The sequence below is a fragment of the Pontixanthobacter rizhaonensis genome (assembly GCF_012972675.1).
GTDB lineage: Bacteria > Pseudomonadota > Alphaproteobacteria > Sphingomonadales > Sphingomonadaceae > Pontixanthobacter > Pontixanthobacter rizhaonensis.
On the sequence record NZ_JABCRE010000003.1, the window covers coordinates 255,405 to 280,851 of the forward strand.

Here is a 25,447-nt window from a genome sequence, read left to right on the forward strand (position 1 = left end):
TCCGCAGCATGTGTTGAATGTAATGCATCGGCCAGAGCCTGGTTCCAAACAATCTTAATCGAGATTGACTGACCGGACACTTAGGCAGACGGTACTAAGGCAGTACATCGTAAGATACGGAAGGCAATGTGGTATGGATGCACATCATTCAAAATTGGGATCAGTATCAGGCACTTGCTTGTGCAATGCTGTATCCATTACGCTAACGGAGGCCGCCCCGCTGGTCGATGTGTGTCACTGCACAATGTGCCGGACATGGGGAGGCGGGCCGTTCATGGGAGTGAGCGGGGCAAGTTTTAATCTCTCCGGTGCCGATCACGTAACCAGCTATGCAAGTTCCGATTGGGCGGAGCGGGCATTCTGCAAAACATGCGGGACCAACCTATGGTACCGTTTCGTCCCCAGCGACCATTACAGCTTTGCTGCCGGCCTATTTGATTTGGGGAAGTCCGCAGAAATAGAGCAACAGATTTTCGCCGACGAGAAACCCGCCTTTTATGATTTCGCGCAAAATACGCCGATGAAGACCGGCGCCGAAATTATCGCAGAGGCGATTGCTGCCGGTCATACATTTGACGACTAGCTCAGCAATCAAGCCTGAACTTCGCGGTGACTATTAAGCGACGGCTTCCGGTTGAGCGGCGGCTGCTTCGGCAGCTTCTGCCTGACGTTTTTCACGCTCTTCTTTCGCCACTTCGCGCTCTTGCTCCATCTGCAACGCACGATCAGCCATTTCACGCCAAGCTGTCTCTGAACGCAAAGCCCGCTCTCGGACATTATCCAATGTCGCTTTGGCGGCTTCCGCAGCAGCTTCGTTGGCGCGGGTGTTATAAAATTCGTAATTCTGGCTCAAAATATTTCTCCTGCTGGTGTCACTGAATGACCGGATGCGGAGGCATGGTTGCTCCCCGCATCCGGAGTTTCAGTGCGTTATGCAGCAGACAGATTGACCGCCGACATTTTGCCGTTGCGGCCTTCTTCGAGGTCGTAATTCACGCGCTGCTCTTTATCGAGCGTTTGCATGCCGGCTGCGTGAACCGCTGTGATGTGCACGAATGCATCATCGCCGCCGTCTTCAGGCTGGATGAAACCATAGCCTTTGTCGCCGTTGAAAAATTTTACTGTACCGATAGTCATTATGGCGTTCCTTTCGAGAACGATATTCCTAGCACGGCGGAACTGCCGGGCATGGGGGTATGCGTCAGATCGTGAAATGAAAGGAAGTCGTCGCCAGTGTAAGAAACGGAGCGCATGACGCATCCAATTTCGTAGTCATAGTACCGAAGTCCGTCGCAATTTTCGACGTCAGCTAAGCGCTTATAACATAACCCTGAGGATTCGCCTAATTGATCGTTCCAAACGCTTCAAATGCGCCAGTAAATCACGGATTTTCGTCACCAATAAATGGCTGTGCATCCGTCCACCCGCAGCCGGTGCGGACATCATCCGCAATGCTGAGCGTAATCGTAAACGGATACGCCCGGTCAGCCATAGTATCGCTGCATTCACCGGGGGTGACCACCATATCGAACCGCTTTCCCTCCAGCTCGCCGCTGAAGCCCAAACCGTTCATCCCGGCAAAGCGGGTCACGGCGATCGTCACACCGTCGCTATTTTCCGGTGTGGCATAGGTTAGCCGGCCGGACACCACCTGCCCGCCCCAAAACGGTTCATTACCGCCAAACCGGAGCAATTCATCATTGGCGATACCATCATATACCTGCGCGTTTTCGGCAGTAACCGCGCCCTCGCCGCCGCTTCCCTGACATGCACCCAGCGCCAGAGATACAAGTGCGAGGCCAGCGAACCGAGTGTGCATAGTCATGATCTTATCCCAAAACGGCCTAGCTGGCCGAGCCGCCCGACGTTTGCCGCACCATAGAACCAAAACTGGTAAATAATAACCGTGTGTCGAATTCAAAATCATCCGGCAACGACACCGACAGGCGCACGGCATCACCGGCACGTTCCATCGGCACGACAAAACTGCGCATCGTCCAATCCGGGCATTCGCGCGTCTCAATCTCGCGCCGCCGGATAACAATCAAATCACGGTGGCGTTTGTCCTTGCCAATCTTCTCGACCAGCGCCTCTATCTGCGCCTGATTGCCCTCCAGCAATTGCATGAAGCTCTTGCCATTATAGGCCAGCATACCCGTAATTTCGCGCCGCGCATTCTTGCGTGCGGCCTGTGTGGTCAGCTCTTCCAAATCCGCTGGGGTAAATTCCCCGCGGACAGAGCTGACATACATCAGCGAGTGCATTCTAGTCTCTCCAATTGAGTGGTATGCCCACTCCAGACTTTAATACGTACAAACAAGCTCATAGTTTCAGGCGATACATCATTTGACACTTTTATCATAATACCATCTGGTTGTCCTCACGCAGTTTTGTGTAATACCAGCCAGGAAATACTGTAAAAACATCATGACCAAACCCGCTGCCCATACCCCCGCGCCTGCCCCGATCACTATCTATGTCGATGCAGATGCATGCCCGGTGAAGGAAGAAATCTACAAAGTCGCGCTGCGCCACACAGTGCCCGTGATCATTGTCAGCAATTCCCCTTTCCGCATTCCCGACAGCGCGCTGATCAGCCGCGTGGTGGTCAATGACAGCTTCGATGCGGCGGATGACTGGATCGAAGAGCGGGCCAGCCCCGCCGCCATTGTCATCACCGCCGATATCCTGCTGGCCGAACGCTGCGTGAAGGCGGATGCGGCGGTGCTGGCGCATAATGGCAAACCCTTCACCAAAGATTCCATCGGTAGCGCGATTGCCACCCGCGCCATCATGGCCGATCTGCGCAGCGGCATGAATGCAGGTGACGGGATTGGCGGCCCGCCCCCGTTTACCAAGCAGGACCGGTCGGCATTCCTGCAATCACTCGATCAAGTGCTGGTGAAACTGGCACGGCGGTAAGCACGCGTCACCCGAAATTGACGAAGTTGACACCCTGTCACCCGCCCCAATACCGCCTATCTATCTGAATATATGTTATATTCCTGCCCATAACGAAGTTGACACTATGCAGCGCGGTGTCAGCCCTCCGTCACCTCGTCCTCCTCGTCCGCCACCACCTCCTCCTCGTCAGCCTCTTCCCAATCGCCGCCCGCATAGTCATCATATTCGGAACGCAGCTGCGCATAGGCCTCCTCCCGTTCCTCGTCCCAAGTTGCCGGGCCGCGCTCCACACGCTCGGCCAGCCTGCGGAAATCATGCGCGCCATACTGCGCTGCCGGATCGGACATAGCGGGCACAGAGGCACGCGGAGCACGAAAACTATCCCGCATGGCGAGCAGCGCCACCGTCAGCCGCTCATCAAATTTGCGCGACGTGCCGACGACCTCCCCCTTATAGAAATGCGGCACCTTCACCCCGTTCAGCGCGCGGTCCACCGCCGCCTCTGCCAGCATATCAATCCGGCACCGCAGCGCGGCATACCACGCCAGATCAAACGGCTCCCCCCGCAGCCGCGCCCGCAACGCATAGGCGGACTGGCGGCTCATCCCCGCCGCCCGCGCCGCCTCCGCAACCGAATGCGAAGACGCCAATTCGCGCAGAAAAGTAGCCTGCCGCGCGGGCGTCCACCCATCATGGCGCGGGCCGGGCGCTGTGCTGGAATTGTGTGGTATAACGGAAAAGGTTTCGTGCTTGCTCATCGGCAAGGATAAGGCAGATTTTGGCGGAGTAGGAAAGCGACGATCCCACCTGATCGTCGCCCTGAACTTGTTTCAGGGTCCATTCGTACATCTGCTCAGGTCGGCGCTATTGGCAAAATGGATGCTGAAACGAGTTCAGCATGACGAGGTGGGGCACTAAGACAAGTGCCCCCGGAACCACTCCGCCAACTCAGTCTCGCTCAACTTCCCGCCCGCCAGTGCCAAAACAATTGCCACCGCCTCTTTCGGTGTGAACGCAATGCTCTGCCCATTCAGCCGCAGGAACAGGCGCGCAAACACCCATGTGGTGCGCTTATTGCCGTCAGTGAAGGGATGGTTGCGCGCAATACCAAACGCATAGGCTGCGGCGAGCGCGCACAAATCATCCTCGCCATAGGTCCATTGATTGACCGGGCGGCCCAGCGCACTTTCAAGCGCGCCCTGATCGCGCACACCCGTCGGCCCGCCATGCTCGGACAGCTGGCGGTCATGCACCGCCATCGCAATGTCGAGAGAGAGCCATTCCGGCTCTGTGCGGTCGGTCATTGACCCACCCCCAACCCCTCCCGCAGGCGGGAGGGGAGCGAGACTTGCCGAACTGAAAGTGAGGGTAGTCGCAGCGGGGTGGGCATTGGCTACTTAGCCAATTCGCGCAGAATATCGCGGTCCTCGCGCATAATCTCCTCCGCCGCTTCCATCTTGGCGGAGAAATCCGGATCGATGGCCGTCAACCGCACGCCATCGGGGGCCTCGGACAAATACAACGCATCCCCCGGCCCCACACGCAGCCGCGCGAGCACATCCTTCGGCAGGACAATCCCGGCAGGAGCCGGAGGTGCCTTAGGCACCGGAGACGTTCAAGCGAAGCGCGAACAATTGCCGATTTTGGTGATCTTGAGCGGTTTGTTCATACAGGTGCCATAACAAATAGCATTCTTGCAGCCATAGGATTGTAAGATTTGATATGACTAGCCTGCCCCCATTTTGTATATACAATTTGCAATCTTGTTATATACAAAATGGTTTGAGCATAAAGCAACCGACGCAAAATGCGTTGGTTATCATGAATGTCGTCTTTTTATATACGAATCAATTTGCGCTTCGCATATTATAATCTAAGTGTGTTGTGCATTATGAGGGAATGAGTTTTATATACAAATGGCAGATATCCAAGGTTACGATCTCGAAGGCGCTATCGATTACCACGCTGGTCGATTCCCTCCTGCAAACATCGATTATGAACGTATTGCTCCGTCGCTAACCAGAGCTACAAGCGCTCTCGCGCGATACGATGCGAAACTCGAGGCGCTTCATAACAAAGAACTTTTGCTCGCCCCGCTTCGCAATGCAGAAGCGGTTGTTTCATCTCGAATAGAAGGGACAATTGCTACGCTTGATGAGATTCTAAAAATTCAAGCGGATGTAGACGATGATGATGACGACGAACTCGCTTACCGGCAAGAGGCGATTGAGGTGTATTCATATACGCGCGCAGTGCGACGCGCTCAAAACATGATGGATCAGGGTCTGCCAATATCTTCAAGATTGATCCGTGAAGCTCATTCTCAATTGCTATTCTTCGGACGTGGAGCCGACAAAGCACCAGGCTCTTTCAAACGCGAACAAAATTATGTGGCCGACAAGCGCAACCGTCGCATTTTATTTGTACCAATCAGTTCAGATGATTTGGAAAATGGTGTGGCTGATCTCGAGAAGTTCATTCACGATGAGACCATCGAACCCCTTGTGCAAACCGCAGTGATGCATTTGGAATTTGAAGCACTCCACCCGTTTAAAGACGGCAATGGCCGTTTGGGGAGAATGCTAATCCCGCTCAACCTTTGGCAACGCGATATTATCCATGCGCCACATCTGTATGTCAGTGCTGCCATAGAAGAAAGGCGGGATGAATATGTCGAGCGGCTTCGCGCGGTTTCGGCTAATGACGAGTGGGATGAATGGATACTTTTCTTTCTAGAAATTTTGCAACGTCAAGCCGAGATAAACATCTCGATCACCGAACGAATCGGGGACCTCTACAACGAGATGCAAACTCGATTCCGTGAGCTTCTAAACTCGCAATGGGCCCCAGTCGCCGTCAATTATGTTTTTGGCAAACCCGTTTTCCGAAACAGTGCGTTCACATCGTCTGCCGGTATTCCCAACCAGACCGCGCATCGATTCAGCAGAATCTTAATCGACGAAAACATCCTCACAGTTGTTGAAGAGGCTGCCGGAAGGCGCGCAGCATTGCTGTCATTCCAGCCGCTACTCGAAATTGTCCGCGCTTAATCGGTTGAAACATACAAATCCCCGCCATCGCGGTATTTCTCCGACATCTCCCGCATCCCCTCTTCGGCAGCCTTGCGGCTCGCCTCGGCGGTTTCGCTGCCGAGCTTTTCACTCGCCAGGAAGCCTTCGGGTGACTGGTTCTGCTTGGCGGCGAAATCGCGCACCTCCTGGCTGATTTGCATGGAGCAGAATTTCGGGCCGCACATGGAACAGAAATGCGCGGTTTTTGCGCCTTCTGCCGGCAATGTCTGGTCGTGATATTCCTCCGCCGTATCGGGGTCGAGTGACAGGTTGAACTGGTCGCGCCAGCGGAATTCAAAGCGCGCCTTGGACAGCGCATCATCGCGCACTTGTGCGGCGGGATGGCCTTTCGCCAGATCGGCTGCGTGGGCGGCCAATTTATAGGTTACCACGCCGACTTTCACATCGTCACGGTCGGGCAGGCCGAGGTGTTCCTTCGGGGTGACGTAACACAGCATCGCGGTGCCGTACCAACCGATTTGCGCCGCGCCGATGCCGCTGGTGATATGGTCATATCCCGGCGCAATATCGGTGACTAATGGGCCGAGTGTATAGAAGGGCGCTTCGCCGCACACTTCCAATTGCTTGGTCATGTTTTCCTTGATCTTGTGCATCGGGACATGGCCCGGCCCCTCGATCATCACCTGCACATCTTCTTTCCATGCGCGGTGGGTCAGCTCGCCCAGAGTATAGAGCTCGGCAAATTGCGCTTCGTCATTGGCATCCGCGATGGAGCCGGGGCGCAGGCCGTCACCCAGTGAATAGGCGATGTCATAGGCCTTCATAATCTCGGTGATCTCGTCGAAATGTTCGTAGAGGAAGCTTTCCTTGTGATGCGCGAGGCACCATTTCGCCATGATGCTGCCGCCGCGTGACACAATGCCGGTGACGCGCTTGGCCGCCATTGGCACGTAAGGCAGGCGCACGCCCGCATGGATGGTGAAGTAATCGACGCCCTGCTCGGCTTGCTCGATCAGAGTATCGCGGAAAATTTCCCACGTCAGATCTTCGGCCACGCCGCCGACTTTTTCCAGCGCCTGATAAATTGGCACGGTGCCGATGGGAACGGGGCTGTTGCGGATGATCCATTCGCGGGTGTCATGAATGTTGCGGCCGGTGGATAGGTCCATCACCGTATCCGCGCCCCAGCGGGTGGACCAGACCATCTTGTCGACTTCGGATGCGACATCGGACGCGACCGCGCTATTACCGATATTGGCGTTGATCTTGACGAGGAAATTGCGGCCAATCGCCATCGGCTCACATTCGGGGTGGTTGACGTTGGAAGGGATAATCACCCGCCCGCGCGCCAGCTCATCACGCACAAATTCGGGCGTGACGTGGTTGGGGATCTCCGCGCCCCAGCTTTCACCGCCGCTGGATGCCTCGCGCGCGATTTCGCGGCCCAGATTCTCGCGCTCCGCCACATATTCCATTTCGGGCGTGATGATCCCGCGCCGCGCATAATGCATCTGGCTCAGGTTCTTGCCCGGTTTGGCGCGCAGCGGTTTGCGCAGCGCGGTGGGGAATGGGGGCACACCGCCGCTGCGATCGGGCCCGAGCTGGCCGTTATCTTCGGGCTTTACTTCGCGCGGTTCGTATTCTTCCACATCGCCGCGTTCGAGCTGCCATGCACGGCGCATCGGGGCGAGGCCTTTATTAATGTCGATCTCCACCTTCGGATCGGTATAGGGGCCGGATGTGTCATAGGCCCGTACAGGCGGTTCGCCGCTGCTCGGCTCCAGATCGATTTCGCGCATCGCAACGTTATGCTTGCCAACATAGACTTTGCGGCTGCCCCGGATGGGACCGGTGGTCACGCCAATTTCGACCCCGTTTTTTTCGAGACGTGAATTTATGTCGGCCATGCGCGTATACTCCAAATGCGGAGTGCGGATTTCCCGTAACGTACAGGCCCGCTCCCTCCGCCGATGTTAGTCGGTTCAGGTTCAACGGGTCGCAGAATGCCATTCTGCCTCTCAGCGTATTTTTTCGGCCGCATCCAGGATGCGGGGGCAACGCTCCCCGGGGATGAGGGGGTATTACACCAAACACCGATCACGCGAAAGCCCCGCCTCGCTATTTAGCCAGACTAATCAGCCGCCGATCGAACGACGATACCCGCCGGGTAATAATGCGGGTCATCCAGCTGATCCCGGTTGGCATCGAAAATTTCCATATAGCGGCTGCGATCGCCGAGCGTGAGTTCCGCCACATCAAGCAGGGTCTTGCCTTTTTCGATCACATATCCCGACTTGGTTTCTACCCTGTCGGCATATTGCCATTGATCAATGAAATCCGGCCGATGTTTCAACGCACGGGGAATATAGGCGCGGCTACCGCTGGCCTGTCCGCCATCGCGCGCTGCGCGCCACTTTCTATACATCCTCACCAGCCACGGCACCAACCCGGGTTCCACCGGAACTTTCCTGTCCTCATCCATCAAACCATCGCGAGTGGCCACCATCCTTTGACAGGCCGCCAGCGAGAGATCATCGATAGTTTCCGGACCTGATCGAGGGTCCAGAAACGGCAATTTCACGTCTGCAACCACCGTCTGCACAATCGATGCTAAAATTCCCGTTTTGGGCGGAGTATTCAGCAAATATCCCAAACCATTGGGTTCAATATCAAACGTCCTGGCACCCAGATCGGTCCGAACATCCAGGCCCGCGCGCCGCGCGCCGGTTAAAACCCAAAACAACGCCGCATCAGGCAAGCCTTTACGAGCGCCGCCCCCGCCCACAGAGCCATGAATGCCGGGGAACCATTTTTCCATATAGGGGCGCTGCCAATCCGGCACCGCTTCACCTTTTTTCTGCTCAAACAAGCTATTCAGCTGCCGCGTTTTCTCTCTTCCAAACAGCGTAACCGGAAAGAACTGCAATTCTTCATCCAGCGCAACAGCGTGCCGTGCCGCGCCGATTTTGCTAGTCAATATCGCATCATGGAAGCGGTATTTTCGGTTGAACCAGCCCGATAATGGTAAGGTCTCCGGCCAACCTAATGCCCCCACCGTATCCCAAACACCGAGGTAGCGGATATCGAGCAAAGGCACCCCCGCCCAATCCACATCTTTGCGTATGCGGCTTCTAAATTCACGGTCCACTTCGCTAACGCAGATATTCGCGCAATATTTGGCACGAAAGCGCAGCGCTTCTCCGGATTCCAAACCCGTTTTACCAGCGGGAGCCTTGCGGTAAATTTCCAGCGCTTTGTCGATCCGGCTGGCGCTCACCACATCGAGAATGCCAGCGTGCCGGATAAACCCCAAGAAGCTCCGCGCTGTAAACGCGCCGCGAGAGAACCCGAATGCATAGATGTGATCGCCCGGCTCATAGTTGAATATGAGAAACCGATAGGCATCGCGCAGGATCGGCAACATACCCCAACCAAACGCCCCCTGCGCCAGTTTCCTGAGGCCCCCGACGCCGGTTCCTATCCCCTCATCATAATATACCACTTGCGGTACGCCGTCGCGTGCAACCGGACGCACCATTTGCGCCATGCGCGCGACATTGGTCGGTTCATCAACGGCCAATTTGTTAAAGGTACCATCAAAACAAAAAATCAGGCGTTTATTCGGTTTCTGTTTCATCGTTCCATCACCCCAGCCACCAACCTGAACGGTTGAGATGCAACTTATAGGAAAAATACGACAGGCGCATGGTGCCAAAGTTGTATGGTAAGATCAGACGGGGCCCACCATCGGGGCTTCTGGCACCGCGCCAAAAATTATCTGATAATGGGTTTGCGCGTAGTGGGTTTGCACGGCGGCCTGCTTCGCTACAGATGCACAGCATGACGCTCCTCTATCGTTTGGACTGTAATGCGGCGGCCATCGCCAAACATTTTGGCGCGCGGCAGGGTGAAGACCCGTGGGCGGGTGGCTATGCTGCGCCCGGGCAATTCGCCCCGATTATTACTGGTGGCAGAGAGTTCATTGCCGGACCGCGCCGGGGGATCGCAGAACCGCGCATGATCCCGCGAATATGGGGCGTACCGCCACCACCAAAAGCAGCCGATCCAACCCGCGGAATTGCCACAGTCCGAAATCCCGACAGTCCGTTCTGGATCGGCAATCTGCGCAATAGCGAATTTCGCTGCTTGGTCCCGGCCACCACCTTTATGGAATGGGGCCGGAATACAGGTGCAGAGGGACGCCGCCAGCAAATGTGGTTTGCGCCCGCCGACCAACCTATTTTTGCATTGGCAGGCGTATGGAAAGACAGTGAAGTGCCCAGCTTTGCGCTGCTCACCTGCCCCGCCAATGCCGCCTTGCGGGCACAGGGAAGAGACCGGATGCCGGTGATATTGCCGCCCAACCGGGCCGAGCAAGCCACATGGCTCCATGCCGATTGGCGTCAGGCAAAAACCTTGCTTCAACCCTATTCATCATCGCTGATGCGGCACAGCGAAATGCCCCCGCCCTTTTGATCACCACCGCTGATCACCCCCGGCCGATCACCCCGCCTCGCTAATCAAATGGCATGGATATTTCGCATCACACGCTTTGTGGCCAAAAAAACGCCCGAAAGCAGCCGCCAGGACACAACACGTTACATAAGCCTAACGCGCCATTTACTTTTTACGCTCACCTAAGCCTGACCCCCGGTGGCATGGGGCAATCTTGATAGAGGAGACTGTGAGTGAAATCTGTTCGTATTGACGGTAGTCAAACCCCAATTGCTAATCATGATCACGAGGATTGTGATTTGGCTAAGCTTGCTGCGCACCGTCCCCGCGCGGACAAGGTATGGGATTTTGCCGCCATTGAAGCGAACGCTTTGCAAACGGGCGTAGATGCAGTGCACGAAACCGCCAACAGGTGACCGCATTCGTCAATCTTACGCTTGACCGGTAGCTCCAAGACCAAGCTCCAATTCTCCCTCCCTTGAATTGGCCGCCGATCAAGCAGGTCCCGCGGCATACTCTTGTCCCTCTACCAACACTTAAATGGGCGGCCATCGTGCCGCCCATTTTTTTGATAGCGAGAATTATGGAATGTGTTTGAGGTCACTCACGAAGTTCTGCGTCCAACCGTGGATATCATCATCACGCACTGTCTTGACCAGAATATCATAACGGCGCTTGCGCTCCGATAGCGGCATATCGAGAGCTTCGGCGATAGCGCGTGCAAGATTATCCGGGCTGTGCGGATTAACCAGCAATGCCTCGGTCAATTGATGCGCAGCACCGGCAAATTGCGACAGGATCAAGACGCCGGGATCGTCGGGATCTTGCGCCGCAATATATTCCTTCGCGACTAAGTTCATGCCATCGCGCAGCGGCGTGACCAAACCGATCTTGGAGGCGCGATAAAACCCGCATAGTTCCGCCAAACTATGGCCTTTGTTCACATATCGGATGGGGACAATATCAACCTCTGACCAAGCGCCGTTAATCTGCCCGGTTTTTTGCTCCAACTCGGCCCGGATCTTTTGATAGCTGTCGACATCTTCGCGGCTGGGCGGCGCGATTTGCACAAACACCAAATCTCTTGCGCGGTCCGGATTCTGGTCAAAGAAACGGGAAATTCCGTCAATGCGTTCAGGCAATCCTTTGGAATAATCCAGCCGGTCAACCCCGATCATCGCGGTCCGGTGCCGAGTGCTGCTGAGCATCCTTTGCGCCGCCTGACGGGCTTCAGGCGTTTCGCCTTGCGCTTGGATATGATCCCAATCAACCCCTATGGGATAGGCTCTGGCATGGGTGACGCGGCCTTCAAATGTGATCTTGCCAGTGACCTCATCAACCTCTGCACCCAATTCCTTGGCGCAATAGTGTTGGAAACTGCCCAGCCATTCCTCTGTCTGGAAACCGATGACATCATATTCCAGCATCGTTCGCACCAATCGCTCGTGATAGGGCAAGGACACAAACAAACGCGCTGGCGGCCACGGCGTATGCAGGAAAAAACCGATCCGGTTTTTATGCCCCCTGGCCCGCAGCCGTTCCCCCAAGGGTAACAAATGGTAATCATGGACCCAGATCAGATCGTCCGGCTCGGTCAGCAGCGAAACACTCTTGGCGAAGGTTTCGTTCACCCGTTCATAACCGCGACCGGTTTCGTTCTCATATTCGGTCAAATCGATCCGGTAGTGAAACAGTGGCCACAGCGTCGAATTGGCGTAACCATTATAATATTCCTCAACATCATTGGTGCTGAGATCGATGGTCGCAGTGGTGACGCCATCATTGGTGTTCAGTTGTAAATGACCGGTGGTTTCCTCCGCCTCTTCACCGGACCAGCCGAACCAGATACCGCCATATTTTTTTAGCGCTGAATTCAGCGCACCAGCCAAACCACCTTGCGCGCCCGCTGCACCCCGCGCTTTGGCCACGGCAACGCGGTTCGAAATGATCACCAGACGGCTCATATATTATCTCACTTCGCTCCAAGGTTTCGACAGTAAGCCGGCGCAATTGATGATCCCGACCAGCGAATAGGTTTGCGGGAAATTGCCCCACAGCTCGCCCGTCTTCCAATCCAGATCTTCGCTCAGCATCCCTGAACCTGTCCGGTGACCCAACATTGTTTCAAACAGCCCGCGCGCTTCTTCAGAACGGCCAGCCAAATGAAGCGCTTCGATCAGCCAGAATGTGCAGACATTAAACGCGGTTTCAGGTGCGCCGAAATCATCCTCGGTCGCGTAACGCAGCATATGTTCGCCGCGTCGAAGCTCTTTTTCAATCGCTGCAAAGGTCGATTGGAAACGCGGATCGTCGGGCCTGAGGAAACGCAGATCGATCATTTGCAACAGGCTGGCATCGAGATAGTCGGTTTCAAAGCTGGCTTTGTAATGGCCTGCCCCGCCGTCACTGCTTCCTTCGACCCAAGCAGACCCCTCAATCGTGTCGCGGATGGCATCGGCCCGCTCACGCCACAGTTGCGCCCGGTCATCCTTGCCAAGATATTCTGCCGTGCCCGCCAGCCGGTCACACGCTGCCCAGCTCATCACTGCGGAATAGGTATGGACTTCCTGACGGGTACGGAATTCCCACAAGCCCGCATCGGGCTGGTCGTGCATCTTCCACGCCATTTCGCCCACTTCTTCCAAATTCGCAAAGTCGGTATCATCGGCAAGACGCAGCAGGCGCTTATCGACGAAGCCCTGCACCGTTGGCAGTACGATCTGGCCGTAACAATCGTGCTGGATTTGCTTATAGGCCGCATTGCCTTTGCGCACTGGCCCCATACCGCGATAGCCCGCCAGATAGGCAGCGGTGGTTTCATCCAGCTCGCTTTCCCCCATCACCGAATATAGCGGCTGGATTTGACCACCCTTGGCCCCGTCGACAATGTTCCGCAAATAGCCGAGATATTTCTCCAGCACATCGAGCGCGCCAAGCCGGTTAAGCGCCTGAACCGTATAATAGGAATCGCGGATCCAGCAGAAGCGGTAATCCCAGTTACGCTCACTGCCATCATGTTCCGGGATGGATGTGGTGAGCGCAGCCACAATTGCGCCGGTTTCTTCATGCTGGCACAGCTTGAGTGTAATCGCACATCGGATAACTTCGTCCTGCCATTCAAACGGCGTCGCCAGTCCGCGCACCCATTGCTGCCAATAGCTGCGGGTGGACTGCTCCATCCGGCGGATCTCTTCGCGCAAATTTCCGACAAAGGGTTCATCCGGCCCGAGGAAAAAGTGCGTATCCCCCTCAATGCGGAACGTCCGCCCCTCCATGATGTAGCCAACCGGTGCATCCGTGCTGAGCCGCAGCCCCTGATCGCCAACCAGATACCGGATATGATTGGTGCCATTGGTCATCTCTGCCAGCTTGGCCCCGTAATTCTTCATCGGCCGCAGGATAACTTTGATCCGCGGGTTGCCAGCAATCGGGCGGATAATTCGGCCAATCGCAACCGGGCGGTACATCCGCCCCTTGCCTTCATAACGCGGGCAGAAATCCAGCACTTCCACCACACTGCCATCGGCTGCCTTAAGCCGCGTCACCAAAATGGGCGTATTGCGGATATATTCCTGTGTTGCCGATATTTGCCCGTCCAGTTCAAAACGCCACACACCAGCATCCTGATTGTCACCGTTGAGCAAGGCGCAAAAGGCAGGGTCACCGTCGACCCGCGGGATGCATCCCCAAACCAAGCCGCCGCGCTTGTCGATCAGTCCGCTGACCTGACAATTCCCGATCGGCCACAGATCAAGATCAGAGATATGCCCCGTATCACTCAGGGTTGATACCGGATCGGTCACAGGTTCAGCCATGCATGAACATCCTTTACTAGGGGTAGATGGTAACGGGCATTTTGCGATGCTCTTTCGCCGACCGCAATGCCGAAACCGCCAAGCTTTTCAGCAGCAATAAACCCGTCTTCATCGGTCACGTCGTCGCCAATGAAAATGGGGGTACTGCCTGCAAATGGTGCAACCTTCATAAAGGCCGCCACTGCGCCGCCTTTATCTGCGCCCGGCCGAACCAGTTCAGCCACGCATTTGCCGCGCTTGACGACCAGCCCGTTTTCGCTGGCAATGGCCGCCGCAGCCACGCCAATCGCCTCGCCGCTTTCAGGATTGGACCGGTAATGCAGCGCAGCGCCATGCGCCTTGCGTTCCAGCAAAGCGCCATATTCCTCAGCCAGATCGGCCAGTGCCTCGATAACTTGCGGCATCAAAGGTTGCGCATGCTCGCCCAGTACCGAGCCATCTGCCAGCACACGGTCTGCGCCATGCGATCCGGCCCGCGCAATTGTAAGCGCGCCAATATGGCGATGGATATTGTCGAGACCGCGGCCCGAAACCAACGCCAGCCGCCCCTCCAGCCGGGCCGCGAGGATATCAAACCGGTCCGGTAGATTATCGGGAACATCGATTGCGTCAGGGCCGCTGGCAATTTCGATCAGCGTTCCGTCAAAATCCAAAAACAGCGCGACCTGCCCTGCCTCACAAAGCTGAGACAAAGGGGGTGGCGGGGGCAATGTGTCGAAAGACATTGCCTTTACCTAACCCGCTAAGGCAGATCTGGGAACAGCATGTGCAGACCTATTCACGCCATAGAGACAAAGGGGCCAGCGTTCAGCCCGCTTCTGTCTGGGCAAGCATCCCGGCGGCCATTGCCAAGAACAGGGTTGCTGCGGTCCCGGCGGCGCCTGCAATCATCACCATATCCATACCCGCTGACATACCCATCAGGTTGGTGGCCAACGCACCCAAGCCTGTAAGTGCCGCCAGAGCTCCAACAGCTTTGGCAGCGCCGCCGCCAATGCGGATCAGATGCAAGCCCAGCAGAATACCGGCAAACCCGAACAGAAACTTACCGGCAAAATACAAGAAGAACGCACCGGCAAGGATAGATTGATATACCGGGGCCAGCGCCTCACCCGCTTCGGACACCGGCCCGAACATCGCCAGTCCCATGCCCACTTGGATCACATTGAAAGCGCCGCCCAAGGCAACCGCTGCCCATGCCGCCGTATGCGCAGAACCTCGCGCCATTGGGACAAGGGCGAAAACCGAAATCGCCAAGAATGCAACCGCTTCAATCGTCCAGATCGTGCTGGAATCAAATTCAATCTCTGCGCTCCGCAAACCGATATAGATCAGCTGGGTTACAACTGTAACAATCAGAAAAAACGCGGCGATATATGAAGCACGGCGTGCGGAATATTGCATGAAATGTCCCCTTAAACGGTACCAGCTTTATAGACCGGTCTGCCATCAGGTTCGTTCTATTGGCTGATATGGTTACAGCTGCAACCAAAAATTGGTTTCATCAATCCCGCCCAGCAGCCTTCTCAGCCGGTGTCGCGGCGGATACCGCCAATTTAACCTTGGCTGGCGATCCAGTCGTTGATCTTCTTTTCGAGCACTGGCAGCGGCAAGGCCCCGGTGTTCAATATCTCTGCGTGGAAGCCCTTAATATCGAAGCGGTCGCCAAGCTCGGCCTCGGCTTTCGCGCGCAATTCCTGAATTTTGAGCGCGCCGACCTTATAGGCCAATGCCTGTGTCGGGATGGCAATATAACGCTCCACCTCGGCAGTCGCATCGGTCGTGCCCATGGTCGAATTATCGATCATGTATTGAATGGCTTTTTCGCGGCTCCACCCCTTACTGTGCAGTCCGGTATCGACCACCAGTCGCATCGCTCTCAGCATTTCGTCGCTAAGCGTACCCATCCGCTGATAGGGATCGTCAAACAGGCCCATCTCGTAGCCAATCGTTTCGGAATACAGCGCCCAACCTTCGACATAGGCGGTATTCCCGCCGAACCGCATAAAGGCGGGTAACGCTTCATTTTCCTGCGCCAAGCTGATTTGGAAATGGTGCCCCGGTGCGCCTTCATGCAGATATAATGTCGTGTTGCCGATGATGTTGCGGCTCGGCAAATCATAGGCGTTGAAATAAAAGGTGCCCGGACGTGATCCATCAGGCGCGCCGCCCTGATACGATCCGCCTGCCTGGAATTTCTCGCGGAACGGTTCGTAAGGTTTGATTTCCAGCGGCGTAATCGGAACGAGCGAGAAATAGTCTTTGATTTTCTCGTCCACGATCTTGCCGATCCGGTAATAATCCTGCGTCAACCACTCGCGGCTTTCAGGTTGCAGCGCAGGATCGGCCCGCAGGTTCTCGAAAAATTCTTGCAATGTACCTTCGAAACCAACTTCCTCTTTGACCCCTTCCATGCCTTCAAGAATACGGGCAACTTCGGACAGGCCAAGTTCGTGCAAATAGTCGGCAGTAAGCGGCAGCGTTGTCGTGCCTTCGATCATTTGCGCATAAAGAACGTCGCCGCCCTTCATTTCTGTCAGGCCCGTTGTTGTGCGGGCCACCGGCAAATATTCTTCGACCAGAAAGTCACGCATCCGCGTATTGGCAGCATAAATCGCGCTGACGGACTCATAATAGTCGGCTGTTAGCTGCGCCTTTTGCTGGTCGGTGAATTCTTCCGGAAAATTCTTGATCGGACCCCAAAACGGGGATTCCTGAATACCTTGGCCAAGCTGGGTATTGAGCTGCTCGATCACGTTGTTGATGGTCAGGCTGGTTTCCAAAACGCCGCTTTCCATGCCTTTACGAAATTTCGCAATCGCGCGGTCGCTAATGGCGATATAATCCGCATTGCGGGACAAATTGTTCTGATAATCTTTGACCGTTGCGAAGGGCGCGGCGCTCTTACCACTGGCAAAGGTCGGGTAAAATGTATGGAAGCCGGTAAAGTGATTGACCGGGCGAACTTCGGTTAAGGCGCGGATTTCTGGCGCGTTGCCCTTCATCGACTGTTCTTGATTATACAGGAACACATCATAGGCGATTTTGTCAGTCGCATTGAGCGCGTCGCGATCAATCGCAGCCAGACCTTCCATATTGGCCTTGGTGTTGGCGATGTCCTGCGCAACATACTCGTCGGTCAAAAAGTCACCGAGCTTGTCAGCATATCGCATATCACCGCGAAACAGTGCGCTGATCGGGTTGAGCTTCAAATTCGCTTCGTCCGATGCTGCGAACAGGGCCTTCAGTTTGGCCGCCTCCGCCGCCCGATACTCAGCTCCCGTTTCCACTTGAGCATCTGCGGCTGTCTCTGCCCCGCTTGGCTTCGCGCCGTGATGATCAGCCAATGCAGGCGTCACAGGCAAAGCGATGGCGGCAGTGGCCAACAAAGCCAGTTGGAATTTGGTCATAACAGTGTCCCTAACAATATTGCACGCAGCGCTTGCCGGAATGCGGCAGACAACGCCCGAAGCTATCGATCAACACTGCGGGATGGTCGATCAATGTCAATAGCGCTCACGATCGCAATCCTATTTGGCGGAACGATTGCTATTCGCCCGGCAGAGCGCCGGATATAGTTGCATCCGAAATCAATCTTGTCATAACAAGCAGCATATTACGTTCGTCACGAGAGGAATAGACTAACATGAAACGCACGCTTTTGCTTGGCGCAACCTTGCTCGGCTCTGTGTCACTTACGGCCGCCGCATCTGCGCGGCCCATGACGCCAGAAGATGTGGCCAAATTGGAAAGCGTCGGGACAATTGCTGTCTCGCCGGATGGTAGCCGCGTTGCGTACACTACCAACAGCTTGCCTGATGTAACCGAAGGCGAAAAAAACGGCAGCACCGACAGCCAGCTCAAGATCGCCTACGGCCCTGACAATGCCCGCGTCTTCCTGCCTGATGATGTCAGCCCGGGCGGCGTCAGTTTTTCACCAGATGGCCGGATGGTCAGCTTCGTTTGGGCGGACGAGGATGAAGACCGCGCTGTTTGGGGTGTCCCTGTTGATGGCGGCGCGCCAGTCAAACTGGCAGCTGTGGCAGATACAAATGTGCGGTCATACAGTTGGAGCCCGGATGGCTCGGTTCTCTATATGCTGGTTGGCGCTGGCGAAGATAAACAACGGGAAACCCAGAGAAAAGCTGGCTTCAACGCGGTTGTCTATGAAGAAGAGGGCAAGCTGAACCGTGTTTTTGCAGCATCCGTGGGTGGCGGTTTGGACGAAGAGCCGACCGAGATCAAAGTACCCGGCTATGTCAGCAGCTTTACCGTAACGCCTGATGGCAGCAGAGCGATTATCGAGACAGCGCCAACCCCCAATGTCGATGACAGCCTGGTTTTAAAACAGATTAACATCATTGATCTTGCATCGGGCGAAGTGTCCCAAGTGATCGATACGCCGGGCAAGATTGACGATTTTGAAATCTCGCCGGACAGCAAGAAATTGTCCTTGGTCGCAGCAGTGGATATGAATGATCCGGCGGCCACCACTTTGCACATGGTCGATATCGCCAGCGGTGCGATCACGGGCATCACAGTCGGGGCAGCCGAAGCGACCGTCGACACAGAATTTGTCGATGGCGGCCGGCTCGCCGCAGTCATCCACAAAGGCGCCAACAGCTTCCTGCGTTTTTATAATTCTGACGGTTCACAAGACAGCGAAATGTCGATGGGTAATCTGGCTGTGACCGGCATTGATGCTGGCGGCGACCGTATCGTGGTGCGCGCCAGCACCGCACAGCACCCCAGTGAATTATTCGCTTGGGAAAACGGCGCCTGGCAACGCTGGACCAACCACAATACGTGGTTGTCGGATATCGACTTCGGCAAGCAAAGCGTCATTACCTATACTGCCCGTGATGGTCAGCAAGTCGAAGGCATTCTGATCGAACCTGTTGGCGGCGCGCCAGCTGGTGGTGCCCCGCTGATCATGAATGTTCATGGCGGGCCAGAAGCGCATGAAAGCAATGGCTGGCTGACCGCTTATAGTAAGCCGGGCCAGGTCGCTGCCGGGCAAGGATATGCAGTATTCCTTCCCAACTATCGCGGTTCTACCGGATATGGTGTCGCTTTCGCCAAGCAGCATCAGAACGATTATGCCGGGAAAGAATTCAATGACATTGTCGATGCCAAACGCCACTTGGTGGCAGCGGGTATCGCAGATCCAGACCGGACCGGGATTACCGGTGGTTCTTACGGTGGCTATGCATCTGCCTGGGGCGCCACCGCGCATTCTGAAGAATATGCGGCCAGCGTGATGTTTGTCGGCATTTCCAACCAGATCAGCAAGTTCGGCACCACCGATATTCCGGTTGAGATGTTCAATGTGCACAGCCTCAAATGGCCGTGGGATGCATGGCAGAATATGTTGGAAGTCAGCCCGATCTATCATGTCGACAAAGCGAAAACGCCCATTTTGATCATGCATGGCGCGGAAGACACCCGTGTTGCCCCAAGCCAGAGCTACGAACTGTACCGGAACATCAAAGTCCGCACAGACACACCCGTCCGTCTGGTTCTGTACCCCGGTGAAGGTCACGGAAACCGCCGTGCTGCCGCCCGCTATGACTATAATTTGCGGATGATGGAATGGTTCGACACCTATCTGAAAACCGGTGACCGTGATGCAGCAATGCCCGGCCCGCGCCCTCAACTGGCAGACGGTGCAAAAGGCGCCAAAGCCAAGGTTGCTGGCGAGGATTGATTAGATAGCATCCCCTGCGACGAAAAAGGCCCCCAGCACTTCGGTTGCTGGGGGCCTTTTTTGTGCCGGCTGTTTCACAGGATCAGAAAGTATAGCCCAAACCAACCCCGACAAAGAATTGGTCTTTGGAACCCCGCACGCTGGTGAAGGGCGTATCGGCGGCATCACCGGTCAGCCGCGAGTACCCGCCGATAACCACCGCATTCAGCCCGCCATTAAGCGCATTTCCATCCAGATCGACGCCAACCAGTGTGGTCACCCCATAGCTGGTAAACCCGCCTTCAGCGTCAAATGTCGGCAGGCCAGTGGCCGCAGATTGTGCTGGATTGACGGTAAAATAATACTCGGCAAAATCGTCACTGACATAGGTTGTGCTGAGCGACAGCGAGGCGAAAGTGCCGCGGTTGAGCGGGGTCGAATAGGTAACGCTGGGGTCGATCACCATACCATTATGGGCACCGGCAACATCCCACCGGACATCGGCACCAACAGTTAAACTGTCAAAGCGCCCCAATATACCGGGAAAACTCACCCCGCCGCTAACCCCCAACTCGATCGCATTATCAAGCTCTCCGGCCAGCTCGACAACCGGATCTTCAATTTGGTTGGCCCGATCGTTCCGGAAACGGAATACCGGCCCCAGATTAACCGATGGCTTCCCTTGCTTGTCTTTGATGAAGTCCAGCGCGACACCCGCTGGCCGGGGCGCGATATCCACCCCGCCAACGCTGCCTTGCAAGACAGGCAACGGGTTGATCACATAGTCATCGGAACCAGTATAGGATGGTCCATATGCGACACCGAAACCAACATTGATCCACGTGTCATCGAATACAGAATCTGCCAGCGATGCTGGCGGGCCGCCTGCGCCGGCCGGCCCTTCTGCTGGTGCAGATGCATCGCTGGTTGCTGTAGTGTCTTGCGCCGAAACGTGTTGCGGGCTTGCAGCCACAGCAAGAATGGCCGCGCCGCAAACAGCGGCGATCGGTTTGATAGGCATATTATAAATTTCCTTTATTCGCCATATTAACGGACGTACCCGCGAACCGTTCCTATGGAATGCCAAAGGCGCGACCGACAGGATTGGCACAATGATGCATGGGCCAGCACGTAAACCGTTTGCGCGGCTCAGTTTACCGCCCTACTGACAGGGTATGGCTGGCCGCGGCAAATCCTCTTCAGACATTCGGACTGAAATTGCCATTGTCGGCGGGGGGCTGGCTGGCGGCCTCATCGCGCTCGCCCTGCGCAAACGCCACCCTGATATGCAAGTGATGCTGATAGAGGGGCAGGATGTCCTTGGCGGCAACCACCGCTGGAGCTGGTTTGACAGCGATCTCGACGCTTCGGGAACGGAGCTGCTCGCGCCCTTCCGCAAAGCTGAATGGCAGGGCTATGATGTGCATTTCCCTGCCTATAGCCGCAAGCTGCCATCCCACTACCGGTCTCTTACTTCGGAAGATTTTGACGCTGCACTGCGCCGCGAATTGGGCCAAAATGCGATCCATACCGGCCGCACGGTCAGTGCATTGGATGTCCAAGGTGTCACGCTAAATGACGGCAGGCGCATTTCGGCACGGACAGTCATCGACTGCCGGGGACCGGGGCCAAGCGAGCATCTGACCGGCGGCTGGCAAGTTTTCATGGGCCGCATCACGCGAACCGATCGCCCGCACGGGGTCGAAAAACCGATCATCATGGATGCCAGCGTTGATCAGCACGGTGCATACCGGTTTGTGTATGTCCTGCCCCTTGGGGCCAATGATCTGTTTGTTGAAGACACCTATTACCAAGACAGCCCTGTGCTGGACCGTAACGCATTGTCGGGACGGCTCGACAGGTATCACATCCGCAATGATTGGCACGGAGAGATACTGGGCGGCGAAACCGGTATTCTGCCCGTAATCACCGGCGGCGATTTTGCTGCATTTCAGCAGGAAAACCGCACTTTTGGCGTCAGCTGCGCGGGGGCGAAGGGCGGCTTTGTGCATCCGCTCACCAGTTACACTTTGCCCTTTGCAGTCGAAACGGCCCTTGCCATTGCTGAGGAGGCGGAATTGCCCGGCGAACAGCTGGCCGCATTGATGGAAACGCGCGCGCGCAGGCATTGGGCAAAGACCAATTTTTACCGCCGTTTGGGCGCTATGTTGTTCGGTGCGGCAAAACCCGGGGAACGATATCGGGTGTTCGAGCGCTTCTATCGTTTGGACGAGACGCTGATCGAGCGTTTCTATGCCGGCAAGTCACGCTTTTCTGACAAAGCGCGCGTCTTGATCGGCAAACCGCCCGTACCTGTCACCAAAGCAATTGGTGCTTTGACTGGCAAAGGCGCGCCTTTGGTCGCGCAGAAAGAGACTATCGGATGAGCAGCGATCTGCTGGACAAAGCGACTATCAACACTGGTGCGCGATCAGGCAGCAACATTGTGCCAACCGGGAAAACCGCCTGCGTTGTGGGTTCCGGCTTTGGCGGCATGGCGCTGGCTATGCGGCTGCAATCTGCCGGAATACAGACAACTGTTATTGAAGCCCGCGACAAGCCGGGTGGCCGCGCGTATTTTTGGGAGAAAGACGGTTTCACCTTTGATGGCGGGCCAACGGTGATTACGGACCCGCCTTGTCTGGAAGAGCTGTGGGAACTGTCCGGTCACGATATGAAAGACGATGTGGAACTGATGAAAGTCCACCCGTTTTACCGCCTCAATTGGCCAGACGGTCACAATTTTGACTATTCCAACGTTGAAGAAGAGCTGTTTGCGGAAATCGCCAAGCTCAATCCTGAAGATGTCGAAGGCTATCAGAAGTTCCTCGAATATTCGGCGGGCGTGTATGAAGAAGGCTATGTGAAATTGGGGACGGTGCCGTTCCTGGATTTCAAATCCATGCTCAAAGCGGCCCCTGCATTGGCCAAGAAACTGGCATGGCGCAGCGTCTATTCCATCGTTTCCAGCTTCATCAAGCACGAGAAAATTCGCGAAGCATTGAGCTTTCACACGCTGCTGGTCGGCGGCAATCCGTTTAAGACCAGCGCGATTTACACGCTGATCCATAAGCTGGAAAAAGATGGCGGCGTGTGGTGGACGCGCGGCGGCACCAACCGTTTGATCGCCGGAATGATCCGTCACTTTGAACGGCTCGGCGGAACGATGATGATCGGCGATCCGGTTACGCAAGTCCACACAATCGGCAACAAAGCCACCGAAGTGGAAACCAAAAGCGGCTTCAAGCAGCATTTTGACGCCGTCGCCAGCAATGGCGATATCATGCATTCCTACCGCGATCTGCTGTCTGAAAGCCCGCGCGGAAAAAGCTACGCCAAGAAGCTTGCCCGCAAAAAATTCAGCCCCGGATTATTTGTGGTGCATTTCGGGTTGGAAGGCACATGGCCGGGCATACCCCATCACATGATCCTGTTCGGCCCGCGCTATAAGGGGCTGCTCGATGACATCTATGATAACGGGGTCCTGCCGCAGGATTTCAGCATCTATCTGCATCACCCGACCGTGACCGACCCAAGCATGGCCCCGAAAGGCCAGAGCACATTCTATGCGCTGGTACCTGTCGCCCATATGGGCAAACTGGCAGTCGACTGGGACGAAGTTGGGCCAGTGCTCGAAAAACGCATTCTGGATGAGATCGGCCGCCGGTTGATCCCGGATATTCACGACCGGATCGTGACCAAATTCAGCTATGCACCCAAAGATTTCCAGGAAGATCTCAGCGCGCATTTGGGCAGCGCCTTCAGTCTGGAACCGGTGCTGACCCAAAGTGCATGGTTCCGCGGCCATAACCGCGATGATGTGATCGACAATTTCTACCTGACGGGCGCAGGCACCCATCCCGGCGCAGGTATTCCTGGGGTTGTTGGCAGTGCCAAGGCAACAGCGGGGTTGATGATCGAGGATTTGGTGTCTTGAGCAATACCCTCAAACGCATCGCTATTTATTGCGGCTCTGCAACGCCGGAAGATCCGCGCTATATGGAGCTTGCCCGTAGCGTCGGTGCCGGTCTGGCTGAGCGCGGGATCGGTGTTGTCTATGGCGGCGGGCGGCTTGGTCTGATGGGCGCGGTGGCATCAGGCGCGCTAGACGCTGGCGGCGAAGTGATCGGCGTTATCCCGGAGGCGCTGTTCAGTTCAGAAGTTGCCAACCATGATTGTACTGAGCTGCACACAGTGCCCGGTATGCATGAACGCAAGAAACTGTTCACTGATTTGTCCGATGGCTTCATCACAATCCCTGGCGGGGTCGGCACAATGGATGAATTATGGGAAGCGATGAGCTGGGCACAATTGGGCTATCATTCCAGCCCGGTCGGCCTCCTCAACGCATTTGGATTTTACAACCATTTAATTGCCTTCAACAACACGATGGCAGAGGTGGGATTTGTGCGGCCGGCGCATCAGGGGATCTTGATCACCGCCGATACACTCTCTGATCTCATCCAGAAAATGGAAGAGTACCGGCCGCACACACCTATTTTCAACATGAAGGCCGACGACCTCTGACACATCCGGGCACTTCCAAGCGCATGCTCGCACCCTCCCGGATTATCCGCAGTACGGAAAGCCGGGCTGGCGGCATGCGGCACAGGGCCGCACTGGTGGAAAAAGCCCGTCTGTCGATTGAGGAAGGCAGCAAAAGTTTTGCTGCCGCATCCATGCTGTTCGACAAGACAACCCGTGAACGGGTGTGGCTGCTCTACGCGTGGTGCCGCCGATGCGATGACATTGCCGACAATCAAGATATGGGCGGTGAACTAGGGGACCAATCAAACGCAGCGAGCCGCTTGAAATCTATCAGAGTGCTAACCCGCCGCGCCTTTGACGGCTTGCCCACTGCTGATGTGGCTTTTGATGCCTTTGGCCTTGTCGCGCAGGAATGCGGCATCACCCCGGAAATGGCGGATGATGTGATCAGCGGCTTCGCGCTGGACGCCAAAGAATGGCGACCACGCAATGAAGGCGATCTGCTGCAATATTGTTTCCATGTCGCTGGCGCGGTTGGCGTGATGATGGCTCTGGTTATGGGCGTCGATAAAGATGACACCGAAACACTCGACAGGGCGTGCGATCTGGGGCTTGCATTCCAGCTTGCCAATATTGCCCGCGATTTGGTGGAGGATGACGCCGCTGGCCGCTGCTATCTGCCAATGGAATGGCTGGCGGAGGAAGATATCGAACCGGGCCAGCACACCAAACCGCATCACAGGACAGAGCTCGCCGATATGGCGAGCAAACTGGTGCTGCTGATGGACACCCACACCAAGGCAGCCCGGCTCGGCGCCGCCAGGCTGCCCTTCCGCAGCCGCTGGGCGATTTTATCCGCAGCCCGCATCTATTCCGAAATCGGCTATGAAGTGCGGCGGTTGCGGGAAACTGCGTGGGATGGCCGGGTATACACATCGAAAGCCGCCAAACTGCGCCATGTTGCGGCGGCATTCTTTGAAGCCATAGCCAATACCCCGCGCGGCCCTGATGAAATGCCGCGCTGGACCCGCTCACAGCTTGCGGAAAAGGCGCGCTCGGCTTAACCG

At 56.0% G+C, this 25,447-nt stretch carries 24 protein-coding genes; 9 read left to right on the forward strand and 15 right to left on the reverse strand.

Translation table 11 applies throughout. From position 1 onward, the window contains the following. Nucleotides 1–133 precede the first annotated feature (133 nt). A complete protein-coding gene (locus HKD42_RS08960) occupies nucleotides 134–583 on the forward strand; it encodes a GFA family protein (protein ID WP_170012603.1) in 450 nt (149 codons plus the stop codon). Between the two features lie 33 nt (nucleotides 584–616). On the opposite strand, the gene HKD42_RS08965 is transcribed toward HKD42_RS08960, so the two are convergent. The 4 genes from HKD42_RS08965 to HKD42_RS08980 all read right to left on the reverse strand — a co-directional run bounded on the left by HKD42_RS08965 (nucleotide 617) and on the right by HKD42_RS08980 (nucleotide 2,264). Next, on the reverse strand, nucleotides 617–853 hold the full coding sequence (locus HKD42_RS08965) for a hypothetical protein (RefSeq protein WP_170012605.1): 237 nt from the start codon (nucleotides 851–853) through the stop codon (nucleotides 617–619). A gap of 77 nt (nucleotides 854–930) precedes the next feature. Further along, nucleotides 931–1,137: a cold-shock protein gene (locus tag HKD42_RS08970; protein WP_170012607.1), complete on the reverse strand. Its 207-nt coding sequence runs from the start codon at nucleotides 1,135–1,137 to the stop codon at nucleotides 931–933. Nucleotides 1,138–1,381: 244 nt separating this feature from the next. Then, nucleotides 1,382–1,825, reverse strand: a complete 444-nt coding sequence (locus HKD42_RS08975; protein WP_246236937.1) for a COG3650 family protein — start codon at nucleotides 1,823–1,825, stop codon at nucleotides 1,382–1,384. Between the two features lie 19 nt (nucleotides 1,826–1,844). Then, entirely contained in the window at nucleotides 1,845–2,264 is a 420-nt protein-coding gene (locus tag HKD42_RS08980) for a BLUF domain-containing protein (protein ID WP_170012609.1), read from the reverse strand. A 163-nt stretch (nucleotides 2,265–2,427) separates the two neighbouring features. Between HKD42_RS08980 and HKD42_RS08985 the strand changes: the two genes are divergently transcribed. Next, the gene (locus tag HKD42_RS08985) at nucleotides 2,428–2,922 is read left to right on the forward strand and encodes a YaiI/YqxD family protein (RefSeq protein ID WP_170012611.1); all 495 of its coding nucleotides are present in this window, start codon (nucleotides 2,428–2,430) and stop codon (nucleotides 2,920–2,922) included. 119 nt (nucleotides 2,923–3,041) lie between these two features. On the opposite strand, the gene HKD42_RS08990 is transcribed toward HKD42_RS08985, so the two are convergent. The 3 genes from HKD42_RS08990 to HKD42_RS09000 all read right to left on the reverse strand — a co-directional run bounded on the left by HKD42_RS08990 (nucleotide 3,042) and on the right by HKD42_RS09000 (nucleotide 4,510). Then, entirely contained in the window at nucleotides 3,042–3,662 is a 621-nt protein-coding gene (locus HKD42_RS08990) for a hypothetical protein (RefSeq protein WP_170012613.1), read from the reverse strand. A 156-nt stretch (nucleotides 3,663–3,818) separates the two neighbouring features. Then, entirely contained in the window at nucleotides 3,819–4,208 is a 390-nt protein-coding gene (locus HKD42_RS08995) for a type II toxin-antitoxin system death-on-curing family toxin (RefSeq protein ID WP_170012615.1), read from the reverse strand. A gap of 89 nt (nucleotides 4,209–4,297) precedes the next feature. Beyond that, nucleotides 4,298–4,510: an AbrB/MazE/SpoVT family DNA-binding domain-containing protein gene (locus tag HKD42_RS09000; protein ID WP_170012616.1), complete on the reverse strand. Its 213-nt coding sequence runs from the start codon at nucleotides 4,508–4,510 to the stop codon at nucleotides 4,298–4,300. 310 nt (nucleotides 4,511–4,820) lie between these two features. Between HKD42_RS09000 and HKD42_RS09005 the strand changes: the two genes are divergently transcribed. Next, on the forward strand, nucleotides 4,821–5,954 hold the full coding sequence (locus HKD42_RS09005) for a Fic family protein (RefSeq protein WP_170012618.1): 1,134 nt from the start codon (nucleotides 4,821–4,823) through the stop codon (nucleotides 5,952–5,954). Here HKD42_RS09005 and thiC read toward each other — a convergent pair. Then, nucleotides 5,951–7,843 (reverse strand): phosphomethylpyrimidine synthase ThiC, encoded by a 1,893-nt coding sequence (thiC, locus tag HKD42_RS09010; RefSeq protein WP_170012619.1) that lies wholly within the window; start codon nucleotides 7,841–7,843, stop codon nucleotides 5,951–5,953. The genes HKD42_RS09005 and thiC overlap by 4 nt on opposite strands. A 224-nt stretch (nucleotides 7,844–8,067) precedes the next feature. Next, nucleotides 8,068–9,573, reverse strand: coding sequence for a phospholipase effector Tle1 domain-containing protein (locus tag HKD42_RS09015; protein WP_170012621.1), 1,506 nt, complete (start codon nucleotides 9,571–9,573; stop codon nucleotides 8,068–8,070). A gap of 203 nt (nucleotides 9,574–9,776) precedes the next feature. Here HKD42_RS09015 and HKD42_RS09020 point away from each other — a divergent pair, with 203 nt between their 5' ends. After that, on the forward strand, nucleotides 9,777–10,412 hold the full coding sequence (locus HKD42_RS09020) for an SOS response-associated peptidase family protein (protein ID WP_170012623.1): 636 nt from the start codon (nucleotides 9,777–9,779) through the stop codon (nucleotides 10,410–10,412). A gap of 560 nt (nucleotides 10,413–10,972) precedes the next feature. On the opposite strand, the gene HKD42_RS09025 is transcribed toward HKD42_RS09020, so the two are convergent. The 5 genes from HKD42_RS09025 to HKD42_RS09045 all read right to left on the reverse strand — a co-directional run bounded on the left by HKD42_RS09025 (nucleotide 10,973) and on the right by HKD42_RS09045 (nucleotide 17,616). Further along, nucleotides 10,973–12,355, reverse strand: a complete 1,383-nt coding sequence (locus HKD42_RS09025) for an alpha,alpha-trehalose-phosphate synthase (UDP-forming) (RefSeq protein ID WP_170012625.1) — start codon at nucleotides 12,353–12,355, stop codon at nucleotides 10,973–10,975. Between the two features lie 3 nt (nucleotides 12,356–12,358). Further along, nucleotides 12,359–14,206, reverse strand: a complete 1,848-nt coding sequence (locus HKD42_RS09030; protein ID WP_170012627.1) for a glycoside hydrolase family 15 protein — start codon at nucleotides 14,204–14,206, stop codon at nucleotides 12,359–12,361. Continuing rightward, nucleotides 14,191–14,931, reverse strand: coding sequence for a trehalose-phosphatase (otsB, locus tag HKD42_RS09035; protein WP_170012629.1), 741 nt, complete (start codon nucleotides 14,929–14,931; stop codon nucleotides 14,191–14,193). Before otsB ends, HKD42_RS09030 begins: the two co-directional genes overlap by 16 nt. 82 nt (nucleotides 14,932–15,013) lie before the next feature. Beyond that, complete coding sequence (locus HKD42_RS09040) at nucleotides 15,014–15,610, reverse strand: hypothetical protein (protein ID WP_170012631.1); 597 nt, start codon at nucleotides 15,608–15,610, stop codon at nucleotides 15,014–15,016. A gap of 152 nt (nucleotides 15,611–15,762) precedes the next feature. Continuing rightward, nucleotides 15,763–17,616: a DUF885 domain-containing protein gene (locus HKD42_RS09045; protein ID WP_170012633.1), complete on the reverse strand. Its 1,854-nt coding sequence runs from the start codon at nucleotides 17,614–17,616 to the stop codon at nucleotides 15,763–15,765. A gap of 236 nt (nucleotides 17,617–17,852) precedes the next feature. Here HKD42_RS09045 and HKD42_RS09050 point away from each other — a divergent pair, with 236 nt between their 5' ends. Then, nucleotides 17,853–19,913 carry a S9 family peptidase gene (locus tag HKD42_RS09050; RefSeq protein WP_170012635.1) on the forward strand — a complete coding sequence of 687 codons (2,061 nt, stop codon included), beginning with the start codon at nucleotides 17,853–17,855 and terminating at the stop codon, nucleotides 19,911–19,913. An 82-nt stretch (nucleotides 19,914–19,995) separates the two neighbouring features. Here HKD42_RS09050 and HKD42_RS09055 read toward each other — a convergent pair whose 3' ends face one another. Continuing rightward, entirely contained in the window at nucleotides 19,996–20,913 is a 918-nt protein-coding gene (locus tag HKD42_RS09055; protein WP_170012637.1) for a MipA/OmpV family protein, read from the reverse strand. 154 nt (nucleotides 20,914–21,067) lie between these two features. Between HKD42_RS09055 and crtY the strand changes: the two genes are divergently transcribed. The 4 genes from crtY to HKD42_RS09075 are packed head-to-tail and all read left to right on the forward strand — an operon-like array spanning nucleotide 21,068 to nucleotide 25,444. Beyond that, nucleotides 21,068–22,279, forward strand: a complete 1,212-nt coding sequence (gene crtY / locus HKD42_RS09060) for a lycopene beta-cyclase CrtY (protein WP_170012639.1) — start codon at nucleotides 21,068–21,070, stop codon at nucleotides 22,277–22,279. Further along, complete coding sequence (locus tag HKD42_RS09065) at nucleotides 22,276–23,829, forward strand: phytoene desaturase (RefSeq protein ID WP_170012641.1); 1,554 nt, start codon at nucleotides 22,276–22,278, stop codon at nucleotides 23,827–23,829. Before crtY ends, HKD42_RS09065 begins: the two co-directional genes overlap by 4 nt. Next, nucleotides 23,826–24,419, forward strand: coding sequence for an LOG family protein (locus HKD42_RS09070; protein WP_170012643.1), 594 nt, complete (start codon nucleotides 23,826–23,828; stop codon nucleotides 24,417–24,419). The genes HKD42_RS09065 and HKD42_RS09070 overlap by 4 nt, the downstream gene beginning before the upstream one ends. A 23-nt stretch (nucleotides 24,420–24,442) precedes the next feature. Further along, a complete protein-coding gene (locus HKD42_RS09075; RefSeq protein WP_246236939.1) occupies nucleotides 24,443–25,444 on the forward strand; it encodes a phytoene/squalene synthase family protein in 1,002 nt (333 codons plus the stop codon). Nucleotides 25,445–25,447: the final 3 nt, after the last annotated feature.